Source organism: Vibrio cionasavignyae (assembly GCF_050337155.1).
GTDB lineage: Bacteria > Pseudomonadota > Gammaproteobacteria > Enterobacterales > Vibrionaceae > Vibrio > Vibrio nomapromontoriensis.
The window spans coordinates 1-15,625 of record NZ_JAKJSR010000030.1 but is presented as its reverse complement, the minus strand read 5'-3'; the positions used below and the strand labels follow the sequence as shown (position 1 = coordinate 15,625).

The following is a 15,625-nucleotide window of genomic DNA, read 5'->3' as shown; positions in this document are numbered from 1 at the left end:
GACTACCACCCCTACCTATCCGATAAAAGCTGAACACGCTCCCATGAATGGAGCTCATCAAACTCGTACATTTATTCGACGACTGGTATCAAAAGTGCCAAAATGCCAGCATCTAGCCACCGAGTAAGCACATACTATGGTCTCCAAACGAAAACCGATTCACCTCAATCGAGTTGAAAAAGTGGTTGAGTACATCAATAACAATTTGGATAAGCCATTAACCGTCGCAGAACTTGCCAGCATTAGTTGCTGGTCTCGCTGGCAACTCCAACGCGTCTTTCAAGAGCAAACAAAGCAGAACATCGCTCAATATGTTCGCCAACAGAAGCTTAGCCGCGCAGCGGAACACCTTCTGTCCAACGAAAGTAAGATCACCGATATCGCTTTGCAGTTTGGCTTTAACTCAGAGGTCAGTTTTAGCCGCGCCTTTAAACAGCTTTTTTCTGTTTCACCACGACAATACAAACAGCAAGGTATTCTAAAGGGCATCCGCTTACCCTTAGTCATGAGTCCTGAACTGCCGCTTGAGCAAAGTGCTAGCCAGATCGTGTGCATCGAAACTCGCGCGGCCAGTACTTTTTGGGGCATGCATGCCCCCATCGATACCATTTACTCCATAGACCCTCAATATAGCACTCAAGTTGCACATATTTGGCGTCAGTTTGCCCAAGCAACACTTGGTCATCGCCAACACTCTGAAGCTGTATTTGGCATTATTGACACCATTCACCCTCTTCCCGAGACCCAACTCATATACTGGGCGAGCTGTGACCAAGCTACACTTAATGCTCAGCAATTAGAGCATGCCAAAGCACATATGGATCAATTAAGCATTCCAGAGCAAACCTATGCGGTCATCACGCATATCGGTCCCATTGCAAACTTCCCTAAAACATTAGAGTGGGTACTTAACCATTGGTTACCCGCTTCAGGTTTTCATGGAGAAGAAGGTTATGAACTTGAATACTACCCCAATCATTACAATCCATTGAACTTAGATGCTCAAATGGAATTCTGGCTGCCCATTTGCCCCGCCACTGTCAAAGCCCACCTTTAATCGCAGACATTATCAATAAAACTTGCACCAAATTGTTAAGTATCACAGAATCACACGCGATAGAATGAAAATGAAACTAATTATCAATCACATTCACAATTCGTTAAATAAATTCTTTGATTATGTTAAAAACAAAAATATCCCCAATAGCAGTAATGGTATCCATAGTGTTGTCTTCACCAAGCGTTTTGGCGACAACATCAAATTCAGAATCTTCATCCACGACGACGGATGAACAAATGACCGTATTGGGGAAAACGTATCGTAATACGGCCACCAAAACGTCTTTATCACCAGAAGAAACCCCGCAGACGCTGAATGTGATTGAAAGCGAAGAAATGGAGCAGCGCGGGGTAAAATCAGTAATGCAAGCATTGCGTTATGCCCCTGGTGTTTCTACAGAAAACAAGGGTGGCGCAGTCGTATTCACTGACTTTGTTACTATTCGAGGATTTAGTTCTTCGCAAAATTACTATGATGGTTTGATGCTACCTGAATTGCCAGGATGGAATGCCAAGCCACAAATCGATCCTATTGCGATGGAACGTCTAGAGATTTTTAAAGGTCCAACATCGGTTCTTTACGGCTCTATGCCTCCGGGTGGCATGGTGAACATCATTGCAAAAGCACCAAGCTTTGAAGAAAAAACCAAAGTCAATGTCGCAACAGGTTTGAACAACCTAATGGAAGCTTCCATTGATAAAACAGGCGCTCTAAGCGACAACGTTTCTTATCGCCTGATCGCACTTGGTCGTAAAAAAGACGCGACAATTGATCACGTAAAAGAAGAACGTTACGTTTTTGCACCATCGGTGAACTGGAACGTTTCAGACAAAACACTGGTCAATTTCAACCTTTACTACCAAAATGATCCAAGTCTAGGCCAGAACGTTACCGTCCCTATCGAGGCGATTGAATCCGGAAAAATGTCCGCCTCTACTTTTGCAGGTGATACGAACTTTAATGAGCTTAAGCGCGAATTCGTTGTGGCTGGCTATAAAATTAACCATGAGTTCAACAACGATTGGACCTTCTTACAAAACTTCCGTTACACGGAAACTAAGTTCGATCAAAAAACGACGCAAAGCGCGGGTAGTGACGGGTTTAACGCCGCGACAGGTGAACTACAACGTACTGCCTATACGACAGATGAGCAATCTAAAGGTCTTAGTATTGATAACCAACTTTCTGGTTTTGTAAATACTGGAAGTGTCGATCATTACCTATTGTTTGGCATCGATTATCGCTCTGTCGAAGGAGATTCGGCCTATAACAGTTTTGGTAATGTCGATAGCATCAACCTATACAACCCAGATAATAGTAAACTTAACCCGAACGACTTCACCCCAGGTTATTACTCCAACACCGATGTTTCTATTAAACAGCTCGGCGGTTATTTTCAAGATCAAATGCTTGTTGATAACTGGGTTCTGATTGCCGGGGGCCGCTACGACGTAGTTGAGTCTAATACCGACAAATCAGAAAACGGCGGCGCTAAAAACAATACGACTTCACGTGCGAGCAACTTCTCGTATCGTGTCGGGGCTATGTATCAGTTCGACAATGGCATCTCTCCGTTTGCCAACTTCGCGACCAGCTTTGAACCAAACGCAAAAATTGACGCTAATGGCAAAAACCTTGAACCTGAAAAAGGCGAGCAAGTTGAAGCAGGTCTGAAATTTACCTCCTATGATTCAACCACAACGGCCTCAGCAGCTCTCTTCCACATCAAAAAGCAAAATGTAGGTGTGCGCCGAGATGGTAATGCACCATGGGAAGCTGTCGGCGAAGTTCGCTCTCAAGGCTTAGAACTAGAAGGGCGTTCAGCGATAAACGACAATCTCGATATTATCGCAAATTACACTTATACCGATATGGAAATCACTAAGGACGAAGACCAGGCAAACGTTGGTCAGAGCGCAATTTACGTCCCAGATCACGCAGCAAACCTTTGGGCTAACTACACCATGCACGAAGGCGTAATGCAGGGATTAAGAGTGGGTGGTGGGGTTCGATATGTCGGTAATACTGTATTGAACAATGGCACAACTAATTTAAATCAAGGCTCAGTCCCCTCTTATACGTTGGTCGATCTGTCTATTGGTTATGACCTTGGCCAGATAAGCAATAGTATGCATGGCGCAACCGCAAACCTGATTGCTAACAACCTATTTAATCAAAAGTATTATAGCTGTTATAGCCAAAGCTATTGTTGGATGGGCCAACAACAAACCGTCGAGTTAAACGTCAAGTTCGACCTATAGCGGGCAAAGAGCCCCCTCCCTAGTTAAGCAGCACAATGTATTTGCGCTGCTTGCTTTTATTTACTCAGTTTGCTTATAGAAATCGAAGACTATGGCTATGACACATTCTCAAAAATTGCGGACGCTTACCGATATTTCCATACAAATATCTCCATTATTAGTACCGATTTTAAAGACTGCATCTATCATTGCTCCTCATCAAAACAGCCATGAACCACTAAACGCACTTTATCGATACTGGAAAGAGCACTACCCAGAAGCAGGGCAGATTTACTGGCTAACCAGAACCTGGACAATGCTGATTTGGCAACCTATCACCATTGCGCTTATTACTACTTATTACTCAGATTCCGTTCCAAAGATTAGCCGAATGAGACAAGGACTTAACCTTGATAATGGCATTGTGGGACACTTCGATTTCGCTTCTGAACAATGGCAAGAAGGCGATCAACATCAACGATTACTATTGGCTGCAACAGAACTCAAATCATTACTGACACAACTTGCTGAGCAATTTGACGATATCATTCGCATGAGCCCTAGCACCCGTGAAAAGCTTCTCGCTGACACCATCATGGAAATGCTACTTCGCGGCCTAAAACACATGGTCAACCGTCAATTACTCGCCAATAAACATCTACACCCTACCTTTGCTCATGAATTGCAGCACTGGCAACAGGCTCTTGATCTTCCAATCACAAGGTTTGGACGCTTAGATGTCACTCAAGAAGGGGATTATGTTATACAACGCCGAGCCTGCTGTATGCACTATCGCCGCCTTGACGGCAGCTACTGCCAAGGCTGTCCGCAAAAAAAATAGCGCTCATTACCCAGATGGCTTTTATTTCATCATGATATTCAAGCAACAACGAAAATAGTGGTATTTTTTTACATCAAATTGATTAAGAGATAACAAATGATAACTCATATCAATATCATTTAGACTGTATTTCTTACATGAGTTGCAATACAATAAGCGCGCTTAAAAAGCGCATAAAGGTAGTACAGCACCTCTAACGCGCCGTGCTTGATAGCGCGATTAAATAGACAGACTCACCAAGCCTATTGAGTGTGTTTGCCATCAGAATTCAATTAAACAACTGGTACTTTCTAGTAGAAGAAGGCTCTTGAAATGAACAAAACGCTCGTTCGCGCCGCATTGTGCACCCTCCCTCTGCTCCTTAGCAGTGGGCAGACGTTTGCCAACGACCTCAACAATGCAAGAAATGTTGAGGCTCAGACCATTACTCAAGGCGCGCAAAGCCAACAACGAATCAACAAAAGTAGTGATAAAGCGTTTGAACTTAAGTCGGAAATCGCGGCACTGGAACAAGAAGTCTCCAACTTGGAAGTTTACCAGCGTCACCTACAATCAGTGGTGGATAACCAACAGCAAGAGCTATCGAGCATCGAAACACAATTAGTTCAGATCAACGATACCCGTCAAGGTGTTGTCCCTCTGATGTACAAGATGTTAGCTGGCCTTGAACAGCACATTCAGCAAGACAAGCCGATTCGTATCGATGCTCGCCTCGCCCGCTTAGATGAACTCAAATCTCTGATGCCGCAAGCTGATGTCAGTGATGCCGAAAAATATCGTCGTATCTTAGAAGCTTACCAAATTGAAATGGATTACGGCATCAAGCTAGGCAGCTACCGTTCACGAATCGATGTGGGCAGTAGCATAGAAGCAGAACAGCTTTACCTTGGGCGCCTATCGCTCGTCGCTCGTAGCCTAGACAGAAATCAGTACTGGTCATGGGATCACGACAAAAAAGCGTGGGTGAATGTTGAAGCTTCGCTCTCATCCTATATCGACCAAGCGTTTGCAATTGCAAACAAACAAACGTCACCAACTTTAATGACGCTCCCTGTTTCTCTTGCTAAGGATCCGAGCTAATGCGTTACCTAACTTTATTGATCGCCCTATTCACAGTTAGCTTCTCACCACTGACCCTTGCAGCAGGCACACTCACCAGCGAAGCAAAAACGGCGCAGCAACAAGAGAAGCAGCATAACGCATCGCGTGAAGCCAAATTTAAGCAAGAGCAGCAAGCGCTTTTAGCTAAGAAAAAGCAACTTGCCGAACGCAAAGCGCAACTGGATGCGGCCATTACTTCGCTCAGTGATCAGTTTTCAACCAATGAGAAAACATTAGCAGAGCAACAAAAGCAGCTTCACCTGCAAACGGGCAGTTTGGGTGAGCTTTTTGGTGTCGTCCGTCAATCAGCTAAAGAGCTTCAAGTCGAACTGAGCCGCTCTGTCGCCAACACAGAACAAACCCAACAACGTGCTGACATCGACACTATTGTGGCTGCGAAAACCTTGCCATCCATCCAAGAGCTAACCACGTTATGGCAAGCTTTTAACGCTCAAATTATTAGCAGCGGAACCTACGCGACTATCACGGTTCCATTCGTAACAGGCGCAGGTGAAGTCACGACTATTGACGCCGTACGATTAGGTAACTTCGCTCTACTTGCTAAACAGGGGCCGATTAACTGGGACGGGCAACTAGCCAGCGACTTCCCCCGCCTACCTGATAATGTATCTCGCTATGAGGACGCTAATAACATAGTCACTGGACAGACCGCCGTTATTATCGATCCAAGTCGTGGCGATATTTACCACCAACTGGCTGAAAACCCGACGCTTACCCAACGTTTTGAGCACGGTGGTGTCGTGGGTAAGATCATTGCAGGCCTATTCCTAATTGGTCTTGTCATTGCGCTTTATCGTGCCGTGGTACTCCTGCGCATCGAGCAACAAATTGGCAAGCAGCTAAAAACACCTGAAGCCCCAACAAATAACCCATTAGGTCGCGTTCTTAGCGTATATAACCACGATAAAAAGATGAATGTTGAAGCGCTTGAATTACGTCTTCTTGAATCAATAATGGACGAACAACAACACCTAGAGCGCGGTCTTAGTATGCTTAAATTGATTGCCGCACTCGCGCCAATGCTGGGATTACTTGGTACGGTAACTGGCATGATTGAAACGTTCCAAGTTATCACACAGTTTGGTAACGCCGAGCCTCGTGTCATGGCCGGTGGCATCTCCATGGCACTGGTGACAACCGTCCTCGGTTTGATTACCGCTATGCCACTGCTGCTAGCCCATAACTTATTGAGTTCAAAAGCTGACGCAATTCGCAATATTCTAGAGCGTCAAAGTGTTGGCCTTGTTGCTGAGCAGGCCGAAGTGCACTCGACCGAGCAGAGAGCGAGCTATGCTGCATAATTTGGCCCAATGGCTACCTGGCTCAGAGCATCTGAGCCAATTTATGAATCAAGGCGGGCCTATTCTTTGGTGGCTCGCTGCGGTTGTTATCGTTTTTTGGATGGTCGCATTTGAACGCGTGCTCTACTTTTCTCGATACTTCCCACAGCAAAAGCGTGTTTGGACACAAAAGTGGTCTCAACGTAGCGACCACTTTTCATGGTATGCCCGCGCTCAGCGTGACGCCATACTTAGCGACGCTGAAAACCAATTAAAACAGCACCTCAACTTACTAAAGTGCCTACTGGCGTTGTGCCCTATGCTTGGGTTGCTGGGAACCGTAACCGGCATGATCACCGTCTTTGATACCTTAGCCGCCCAAGGAAGTGCTCAGCCTCGCCTTATGGCGGCTGGCATTTCCATGGCAACGATTCCAACCATGGCCGGTATGGTCGCTGCACTTTCAGGAATGTTAGCTTTTTCCCGTATCCAAAAGTGGAGCAATAAGCATTTGTTCCAATTAGAACAATTACTGAGAAGTGACCAAAGCAAAGCGACTGACTTGCAAACGGTCACAGATAATCGCATAGGAAATACACAATGAGACTTGGCCACCGTAAAAAACAGCAAGAAGAAGCCAATATCGACATGACCTCAATGCTTGATATCGTTTTCATTATGCTGATCTTTTTCATTGTCACCAGCTCCTTCGTTCGAGAGTCTGGCGTCGATGTGAACCGCCCGCAGGCCAGCCACGCGGTAAGCCAAAAAGACGCGGGAATTTTTGTCGCGATCACCGCCAATAACGAAGTGTTCATTGATAAACGTCGTGTCGACGTTGAACGTGTACAAGCCACTATTGAGAAGCTTCTTCTCGAGCAACCTAGCGCGTCCATGGTCATTCAAGCAGACAAGCATGCCTTCAATGGTACCGTCGTACAGGTGATGGACAGTGCAAAAGGAGCTGGGGTAACCAAAATTGCTTTGGCAACGGAGAGCCGATAATGGTGCGCTTTCTATTAAGCATTCCTTTTGCTATCGCTTTCGCATTTACGCTGTTTTCCTTTATGAGTTGGATGATAGACATTGGTCCTAAATCCAAGCCAGAAGAGTCTGCTCGCCTTAGCTATGACTTAGTGATGATTGAACCGGAAAGTGAAACAGCACGACGTACACGCGTGCTTCCTGAACCTCCCAAAATGCCAGCGACACCACCAGCGGCAGCCGCAGTCGAGCAAAGTTCACAGACCTCGTCGGTACAGACACCTAGCACACCGCAACTGCCGAATATTGCGATATCAACACAAGTTGCTGGCGTGGCGATGAACGCACCAAGTGTGCCCGATATTGGTCGCAACCAACAAGTCATGCCGCTTCACCGCAAAGAGCCACGCTATCCGCGCCGAGCCATTCAACGAAATATGGAAGGTTACGTCGTGATGTCATTTACTATTGACGTCAATGGCCGCCCAACCGACATTAAAGTGGTTGAAGCCCAACCAAAGCGGATCTTTGAGCGTGAAGCCATGGTGGCTCTCAAACAGTGGAAGTATCAGCCGATGGTCGTCAATGGCACCGCGCAGCCACGAGTAGGCCAAACGGTTAAATTGGAGTTTAAATTAAACCAATGAACAAACTAATCTCATACATTGGACTTGTACTAGTTTGTAGTCTGTCGTTTGCTCAAACCGCAATAGCAAAACAAGAGCTAGGAATGCGCACCGCCACGCAGGTGTCAAAAGCCTATTCGCTGGAGCAGGAAGATAAGCTCAAAGATGCTATTACCTTACTAGAGAAACTCAAGCCAAGCGCCAACTATGACCAAGCTTACGTCGCAAGAATGCTCGGCATTTATTACTGGCAAGCCGAGCAAAGTGAACTGGCAATCAAACAGTTACAAATTGCCGTTAATACTGGCGCCTTTACTGGTGAACAAGGCTGGCAAACAGAACGAATGCTAGCTGAACTGTTATTATCAGAAACCAAAGCTGAGCAAGCACTTGTCCACTTTGACGCTCTTGTGAAATCAGCGGGCAGTCTCGATATCCCTAAAGAACAGATAACCACCGCCTGGCTCAATACCGCTCGAAGCCACTACCTATTACAACAATGGACACCATTGCTGACGGCTATTAAGCAGTATCACAAATTAGATAGCACTCCGAAGCTACAGCCACTAAGTCTACAACTCAGTGCCGAGCTGCAACTGTCTCACTTAAAAAGCGCGATCATCACCAGTCAAAAGCTGCTGGCTCTTCAGCCTAACAATGCCATGTGGTGGCAGCAGCTCAGTGCCCTCTATATGCAGACTAAACAGTATAAACTGGCACTCGCGACACTGGTCTCCGCGCAACGAGCTGGCATTGATATGCCGGAATCGATGCAAGTTAGCATGGCACAATTGTATGCCCAACAAGGCATTCCTGAAAAGTCCGCTCACCTCTATTCTGACTTGCAAGTTAATGACACTGATATTGAAACCATCATCAAACAAGCGACACATTGGCAGATGGCAAGGGAATGGCACAACGCTCAGCGTTCATGGCAAGCCGCGGCGCGCTTAAATACAAAATATTACGAGCAAGTTTCGCGACTTGAACTTCAGCAAGGCGCGTTTGACGCAGCCTTAATATCACTGAGTAAAGTGACAGGCATAAGCTTGCAAGAAAAACAGATTTTACAGATACGAGCGTATGTGGGCCTGAAGCAATATGAGGCAGCAAAAAAACTCGCGCAAGCAGCGCACAGAGAAAAGCCTAGCTCTCAAACCTCTGATTGGCTGGACTATCTAGACCAAATGACCAAGACGCGCTAACAGAAATCCACAAAAAATGGCACCGTCGTGGTGCCATTTTTATAAGAGTTCAACCGTGAATTACACGCTCTCATTCTCATTTTGTCTCACCCGATCCGCAAGTTGCTTGTACTGATCAGCAATGGTGTCGCCAAATACCGGATCGTCATCCACTTCGGTCCACAACGCTTCTACTGCTTGCCAATCCGCAGTCGTAAACTTTTTCTCAATCAACGGCAGCACCGACTGCTCTTCAAGATCAAGGTGTTGCTTTTGATTGCGAATGAATTCCGCTAACTTAGTGGAAAAAATCTCATGAGGCACCACCGCGTCTTGTAAAATCATCTCGACAATCGCGAGAAAATCATGGGTTTTATCCGACAATTCATGGTGCTCTATTTCAAGATTTGAAATCGTCACTTGCTGCCCGTAGTGCTCAATAAAATAACGATAGAGGATATCTTCTTTCGGGTGGTGTATCTTTTCAGAGTGCACCGTCAGATAATCGACAATCTCTTTGATGAGTGAATAATTGACGGGCTCCTCACGTTCCAGCAGGTGCAACTTACGATTCAGTATCGCGAGCAAACGAACCATATAGCCGTGCTCGCGCCTTATTCTTTCGATCATCATCGCCTATCTCCCTTAAGTCCCTATTCTTAATAAGTGTATAGGAGATTTAGAAAGTGTGCTTTGACTATGCTCGAAAAACAGACAATTAGCCTTCGCAACTAACAAGCTTAGGCTGCCAATCAATAGCGGTTTTACCCATACTTTTCAGCAGCATATTAGTTTGAGAAAAGTGCTGGCAGCCAAAAAATCCGCGCCGTGCAGAGAGAGGAGAAGGGTGTGGGGCGGTAAGCACATGATGGCGTTCACGATCAATCATCATACCTTTTTTCTGAGCATGCGCGCCCCAGAGTAGAAAGACAACGCCTTCACACTGTTGGTTAAGGGTATCCACAATATGATCGGTAAATACCTCCCAACCTGCTTTGGAATGAGAATGAGCAGCCCCTTGCTCGACAGTTAAGACCGTATTTAGCAGCAATACGCCTTGTTGTGCCCAGCTTTTTAAATAACCATGCGTAGGAATTTCAAACCCAGAGATATCCTCAGCCAATTCTTTATAGATATTGACCAGCGAAGGAGGCGTTTTCACACCGGGCAAAACGGAAAAGCACAAACCATGAGCCTGCCCCTGCCCATGATAAGGATCTTGGCCTAATATGACGACTTTAACCGCATCAAGCTCGGTCAGTTCGAAAGCATTAAACACGTCTTCTTCAGGTGGGTAAATAACCTTTCCCGCCTGTCTTTCTTGCGCAACGAAAGATAACGTCTGCTTAAAGTACGCTTGCTGATGTTGGCTTTCTATAACATCACGCCATGTTAGTGTCGTCACTCGTATTCCCCAGAATTTAAAACTCTGGGGAGTTTACCATTTCAAAAGTCACCATCTCTACTGATTTCACAACAGTAGCCTCGAACGTCGCGATTAATGACCTTTTTGCTGTGGCGTTCGAAAATGTCCCTGCCCTGTCACGTGGCGGTTTGGAACAGGATAGCGGCTTGCGCGCATGGCGTGGGGTTGGGAAGCGATAGATCGAGACATAATGGCACCTACTTATTCACACTACTTAAATTCACACTATTATTGTTGATGATTCGTTTTTCAGAATCACACTTTTATGCAACGTGCATGAAACTAAGTATGAAAGAAAGATGCCAAAGATCCATGTGATGATGAAAAAAATCAGTTTTTAATAGTAAATTGTCTCAATTGTTGGATTTCATCCACCCAGATCTCAGGCTCAATTGTCTCTAAAATCAACGGAATAGAATCAAACCTCTCATCTTGCATAATATACTCAAAACACGCCCAGCCGATCTCACCTTTACCTAAGGATTGGTGACGGTCAACACGATCTCCCAAAGCTATCTTTGAATCATTAAGGTGCATCGCGCGCAAATAGTGCATGCCAACCACCCTATCAAATTCCGAAAATGTTGAATGGCACGCTTGCTTGGTTCGTAAATCATAGCCCGCCGTAAAGGTATGGCAGGTATCAAGACAAACCCCAACACGGCTTTTATCCTCAACTTTATCAATAATGTGAGCAAGGTGTTCAAAGCGCCATCCTAAGTTAGTTCCTTGACCAGCCGTATTTTCAATCACAGCGACGACATTCGGAATGCGTCTGTGGGCAATATTTATCGATTCCGCTATCCGATCTAAACACACGTCCTCAGCTATCTTTTTCAAATGACTGCCTGGGTGGAAATTCAGAAGTGTTAAACCTAACTGCTCACAACGTGCCATCTCATCGACAAAGGCTTCTCGAGACTTTTCCAACTTATCCAACTCTGGTGCCCCTAAATTAATCAGATAAGAGTCATGTGGCAGTATTTGCTCAGGAAGAAAGCCATATTTACGGCACTCAAGCTTAAATCGGTTAATGGTCTCTTCGGTTAGCGGTTTTGCTACCCACTGTCTTTGATTTTTGGTAAACAGAGCAAAAGCATTAGCGCCAATTTCCGCCGCCCTTTGTGGCACATTATCTACCCCACCAGCCGCCGACAGATGCGCCCCTATAAATTTATTCATACTTTAATAACCCGATCTATATCACATATTTAAAACTGTTATTTAGCGATCTTATACTTTCACATTTAACTATTGAAGCCCTTGTTTTCCGGTAATCTAGCGCATCCAATAAACCAAAATGTAGTTTTATTACTACATTTGACGTTTAAAATAAATTTTAATGTATAAAATATTGTTTTAACGCTACTATTTAAGAGGGTTTGTTGATATAGGTCAACAAAACAACCTTACTATTATTAATGTTTTTTGTTGTAATTTGATCTAAATCAATACTAAAATACCCATTATTAGGTATATATAGCTCAGCTCAACAAAATTTGAAAAATAACACCACAACAATACCGCTTTAAAGTGGTTCAGGAGATAGTGATGATTCAAGGTATCCAAATTACTCAAGCAGCAAACGACGACCTACTAAATTCAATCTGGTTGCTTGACGGTGAAAAGAACGAAGCTCGCTGTGTTGCAGCAAACACAGGCTTTGAAGCAGACCAAGTCATTGCAATCAGTGACCTTGGCGAATACGAAAGCCGTGAAGTTGCGATTGAAACTGCGCCTCGCATTGAAGGTGGTCAACACCTAAACGTCAACGTTCTTAAGCGTGAAACGCTAGAAGACGCAGTTGCACACCCAGAGAACTATCCTCAGCTAACTATCCGTGTATCGGGTTACGCTGTACGTTTTAACTCTCTAACGACAGAGCAGCAACGTGACGTTATCGCTCGTACCTTTACTGAGTCTCTATAATTAAAGACGTCAAGTAAATGAATAGTGAAAACAGACGCTTCGGCGTCTGTTTTTTTATGCCTGTAGATAATCCTCTCTCGATACATCATCTCCTGATACAAAAAAACCTCCCGGAGGAGGTTTAAAGACAACTCTAAAATAAACATCAGAGTCTTAGGAATGTCATCCCGCTAGGCAAGAATGACAAATACTAAGTACCGTTGCAGTTACTTCAGCGTCACTCGCGCAAACTTTCGCTTACCAACTTGGTAAACCGCTTGACCCGCTGCTGGCACTAATTTGGTATCTTCTACTTTTTCACCATCGATCTTCACTGCGCCTTGACGAATCATGCGCATCGCATCTGAGGTTGAACCGACTAAACCGGCTTCTTTTAGCAGGTTGTTGATCGCAATTCCCGCTTCCAGCTCTAGCTCTGGCATTTCGTCCGGCATTGCGCCTTTTTGGAAACGGTTAATGAACTCTTGCTCAGCCGCATCAGCATCCGCTTGTGAGTGGAAACGTGCAATAATTTCTTTTGCTAGCAGTATTTTAACATCACGTGGATTTTTGCCCGCTTCAACGTCAGCCTTAAATTGCGCAATCTCTTCTAGTGGACGGAAAGACAGCAGCTCGTAGTAGCTCCACATCAGTACATCTGAAATTGACATGATTTTGCCAAACATTTCAGTTGGGACTTCACTCACACCAATGTAGTTGTGAGCCGACTTAGACATTTTCTTCTCGCCATCCAAGCCTACCAGCAGTGGCATCGTCAAGATAACCTGTGGCTTTTGACCATGTGCTTTTTGCAGTTCACGACCCATAAGCAGGTTGAACTTTTGATCAGTACCGCCTAACTCTACGTCCGTTTCCATCGCTACTGAATCATAGCCTTGCAGCAACGGATACATAAATTCATGAATCGCGATTGGCTGTCCATTGCTGTAACGCTTTTTAAAGTCATCACGCTCAAGCATACGCGCAACCGTCTGGTTTGCCGCTAAACGAATCATGCCTTCTGCACCAAGCTCAGACAGCCATTCAGAGTTAAACTGAATTTTTGTTTTCGCTGGGTCCAAAATTTTGAATACTTGCTCTTTATAGGTCTCTGCGTTACGAAGCACATCTTCACGAGTCAGTGGTGGTCGAGTGGTGTTTTTACCCGTCGGATCACCGACCATGCCCGTAAAATCACCAATAAGGAACGTCACGTCATGACCTAAATCTTGGAACGTACGCAGCTTATTCAAAATAACGGTGTGTCCCAAGTGAATATCCGGTGCTGTAGGATCGGCACCTAGCTTAATACGTAGAGGACGGTTCTCTTTAAGCTTTGCAATGAGCTCTTCTTCTGGAATTAGCTCATCAACACCACGTTTAATTTCAGCCAATGCTGCTTCTAGGTTCGCCATTCTTGTTCACTCCCACAGATTTGGCAAAAATATAATAGTTGGACATCTTACTTGAATAGCGATGTTTTTTGAAACCAGTTAGACTAAATGGTTCAGGAAATTTAGAAAATAATGTTGAATTAATCACTCATGGTATCTGTTTTTAAGCGCCTCCCTTGGCTTCACCGAGCTCTTATCGCTTTTTTTACGGCGCTAATTGTTGTGGCACTCTTTCTGCCCGACGCCGCCGATCTTCACGACGACCCCAATAAACTGGAGGTAGGTAAGTACTACCCTCTGAAAATCAAAGCGTCGGCGTTAAGCATTGTTAACGAACAAGTCCCTACCGTTGTACTCAATTGGGAAGAGCATTCTGTTCGCTCAGGTGAAAGCGCAGCGATTCTTTTTCAACGGGTCGGTTTGTCCGCTCGACTGCTTTACGATCTCGTGAATACCAACAAAGACATTGAAAAACAGTTATCCAGGCTTCGACCAGGTGACAAGCTGATATTTGGCTTTGATGAAAATAATGAGTTACTGCAGCTAAAACGAAAGATCAGCGACTACGAAACGTTTGTTATCACTCGCACTGACAATGGTTTTCGCTCTGAGCTCAGCAAGAAAGAGATTGATTACCAATATAACTATGCTGAAGCGGATATCACCTCAAACTTCTGGAACGCGGGCATAGGGGCAGGACTAACCGCCAATCAAATCATGGAACTTGCCGGTATATTTGGTTGGGACATCGACTTCGCTCTAGACATTCGCTCAGGTGACCATTTTGAGTTGCTGTATCAAGAGAAAGTAGTGGAAGGTGAAGTGATTGGGCGAGGTAAAATTATCGCGGCGGTATTTAAGAACCAAGGTGATACGTTTAAAGCTATCCTCGATGACAATACTGGCAGCTATTATGATGAAAATGGTCGCGCCATGAAGAAAGCCTTTTTACGCTCTCCGCTTGATTTCCGTCGCGTTACGTCCAATTTCAACCCCACTCGTCGCCATCCGGTCACCGGAAAAGTAAGGGCGCACAGAGGAACGGATTACGCAGCACCAGTGGGAACGCCTATTTGGGCGGCCGGAGACGGGGTGGTACAAAAATCCAGTTACAACCAATTTAATGGTAATTACGTCTTCATTAAGCACAGTAATACCTATATCACTAAGTACCTGCATTTGACCAAACGTACAGTAAGAACAGGACAAAGGGTTAAGCAGGGGCAAACTATTGGTACATTGGGTGGCACAGGACGGGTTACCGGACCTCACTTGCATTACGAGTTCCTCGTCAACGGCGTGCACAAAAACGCAAGAACGGTCAAACTGCCGCAATCAAAATCGCTCGCAGGTAAAGCTAAGCAAACCTTCTTAGCCAATGCAGAAGTGCGCCTAAACAAAATGGAGCGTTACAGCGAGTTGCTGTTAGCTAAACCGTAATTGGGTTCTATGGTTCTATGGTTCTATGGTTCTATGGTTCTATGGTTCTATGGTTCTATGGTTCTATGGTTCTATGGTTCTATGGTTCTATGGTTCTATGGTTCTATGGTTCTATTAGAT

At 45.0% G+C, this 15,625-nt stretch carries 15 protein-coding genes; 11 read left to right on the top strand and 4 right to left on the bottom strand.

Features of this window, described 5'->3' with window-relative positions; all coding sequences use genetic code 11:
• Window positions 1–136 precede the first annotated feature (136 nt).
• The 9 genes from L4D74_RS21605 to L4D74_RS21565 all read left to right on the top strand — a co-directional run bounded on the left by L4D74_RS21605 (window position 137) and on the right by L4D74_RS21565 (window position 9,358).
• Entirely contained in the window at window positions 137–1,057 is a 921-nt protein-coding gene (locus L4D74_RS21605) for a helix-turn-helix domain-containing protein (RefSeq protein WP_428754568.1), read from the top strand.
• Between the two features lie 122 nt (window positions 1,058–1,179).
• Window positions 1,180–3,321 carry a TonB-dependent siderophore receptor gene (locus L4D74_RS21600; protein ID WP_428754567.1) on the top strand — a complete coding sequence of 714 codons (2,142 nt, stop codon included), beginning with the start codon at window positions 1,180–1,182 and terminating at the stop codon, window positions 3,319–3,321.
• A 97-nt stretch (window positions 3,322–3,418) separates the two neighbouring features.
• Window positions 3,419–4,141: a siderophore ferric iron reductase gene (locus tag L4D74_RS21595; RefSeq protein WP_428754566.1), complete on the top strand. Its 723-nt coding sequence runs from the start codon at window positions 3,419–3,421 to the stop codon at window positions 4,139–4,141.
• Between the two features lie 312 nt (window positions 4,142–4,453).
• Complete coding sequence (locus L4D74_RS21590) at window positions 4,454–5,221, top strand: DUF3450 domain-containing protein (protein WP_428754565.1); 768 nt, start codon at window positions 4,454–4,456, stop codon at window positions 5,219–5,221.
• Complete coding sequence (locus L4D74_RS21585) at window positions 5,221–6,564, top strand: MotA/TolQ/ExbB proton channel family protein (RefSeq protein ID WP_428754564.1); 1,344 nt, start codon at window positions 5,221–5,223, stop codon at window positions 6,562–6,564. Before L4D74_RS21590 ends, L4D74_RS21585 begins: the two co-directional genes overlap by 1 nt.
• Window positions 6,554–7,147, top strand: coding sequence for a MotA/TolQ/ExbB proton channel family protein (locus L4D74_RS21580; RefSeq protein ID WP_265676433.1), 594 nt, complete (start codon window positions 6,554–6,556; stop codon window positions 7,145–7,147). The genes L4D74_RS21585 and L4D74_RS21580 overlap by 11 nt, the downstream gene beginning before the upstream one ends.
• Window positions 7,144–7,548: an ExbD/TolR family protein gene (locus tag L4D74_RS21575; RefSeq protein ID WP_265676434.1), complete on the top strand. Its 405-nt coding sequence runs from the start codon at window positions 7,144–7,146 to the stop codon at window positions 7,546–7,548. The genes L4D74_RS21580 and L4D74_RS21575 overlap by 4 nt, the downstream gene beginning before the upstream one ends.
• On the top strand, window positions 7,548–8,174 hold the full coding sequence (locus L4D74_RS21570) for an energy transducer TonB (RefSeq protein WP_428754563.1): 627 nt from the start codon (window positions 7,548–7,550) through the stop codon (window positions 8,172–8,174). Before L4D74_RS21575 ends, L4D74_RS21570 begins: the two co-directional genes overlap by 1 nt.
• Window positions 8,171–9,358, top strand: a complete 1,188-nt coding sequence (locus L4D74_RS21565) for a tetratricopeptide repeat protein (protein WP_428754562.1) — start codon at window positions 8,171–8,173, stop codon at window positions 9,356–9,358. Before L4D74_RS21570 ends, L4D74_RS21565 begins: the two co-directional genes overlap by 4 nt.
• A 60-nt stretch (window positions 9,359–9,418) precedes the next feature.
• Here L4D74_RS21565 and L4D74_RS21560 read toward each other — a convergent pair whose 3' ends face one another.
• From L4D74_RS21560 to nfo, 3 genes are all read right to left on the bottom strand, one after another.
• The gene (locus L4D74_RS21560; protein WP_265676439.1) at window positions 9,419–9,970 is read right to left on the bottom strand and encodes a hemerythrin domain-containing protein; all 552 of its coding nucleotides are present in this window, start codon (window positions 9,968–9,970) and stop codon (window positions 9,419–9,421) included.
• A gap of 85 nt (window positions 9,971–10,055) precedes the next feature.
• Window positions 10,056–10,742, bottom strand: a complete 687-nt coding sequence (ung, locus tag L4D74_RS21555) for a uracil-DNA glycosylase (protein ID WP_428754561.1) — start codon at window positions 10,740–10,742, stop codon at window positions 10,056–10,058.
• Between the two features lie 351 nt (window positions 10,743–11,093).
• The gene (gene nfo, locus L4D74_RS21550; RefSeq protein WP_428754560.1) at window positions 11,094–11,945 is read right to left on the bottom strand and encodes a deoxyribonuclease IV; all 852 of its coding nucleotides are present in this window, start codon (window positions 11,943–11,945) and stop codon (window positions 11,094–11,096) included.
• 369 nt (window positions 11,946–12,314) lie between these two features.
• On the opposite strand from nfo, the gene grcA reads away from it, so the two are divergent.
• A complete protein-coding gene (gene grcA / locus L4D74_RS21545; RefSeq protein ID WP_428754559.1) occupies window positions 12,315–12,692 on the top strand; it encodes an autonomous glycyl radical cofactor GrcA in 378 nt (125 codons plus the stop codon).
• Window positions 12,693–12,898: 206 nt separating this feature from the next.
• Here the strand turns inward: grcA and tyrS are convergent, their stop codons facing one another.
• Complete coding sequence (gene tyrS / locus L4D74_RS21540) at window positions 12,899–14,086, bottom strand: tyrosine--tRNA ligase (RefSeq protein ID WP_265676219.1); 1,188 nt, start codon at window positions 14,084–14,086, stop codon at window positions 12,899–12,901.
• Window positions 14,087–14,215: 129 nt separating this feature from the next.
• On the opposite strand from tyrS, the gene shyC reads away from it, so the two are divergent.
• A complete protein-coding gene (shyC, locus tag L4D74_RS21535) occupies window positions 14,216–15,505 on the top strand; it encodes a peptidoglycan DD-endopeptidase ShyC (protein ID WP_265676221.1) in 1,290 nt (429 codons plus the stop codon).
• The last annotated feature ends 120 nt before the right edge of the window (window positions 15,506–15,625 follow it).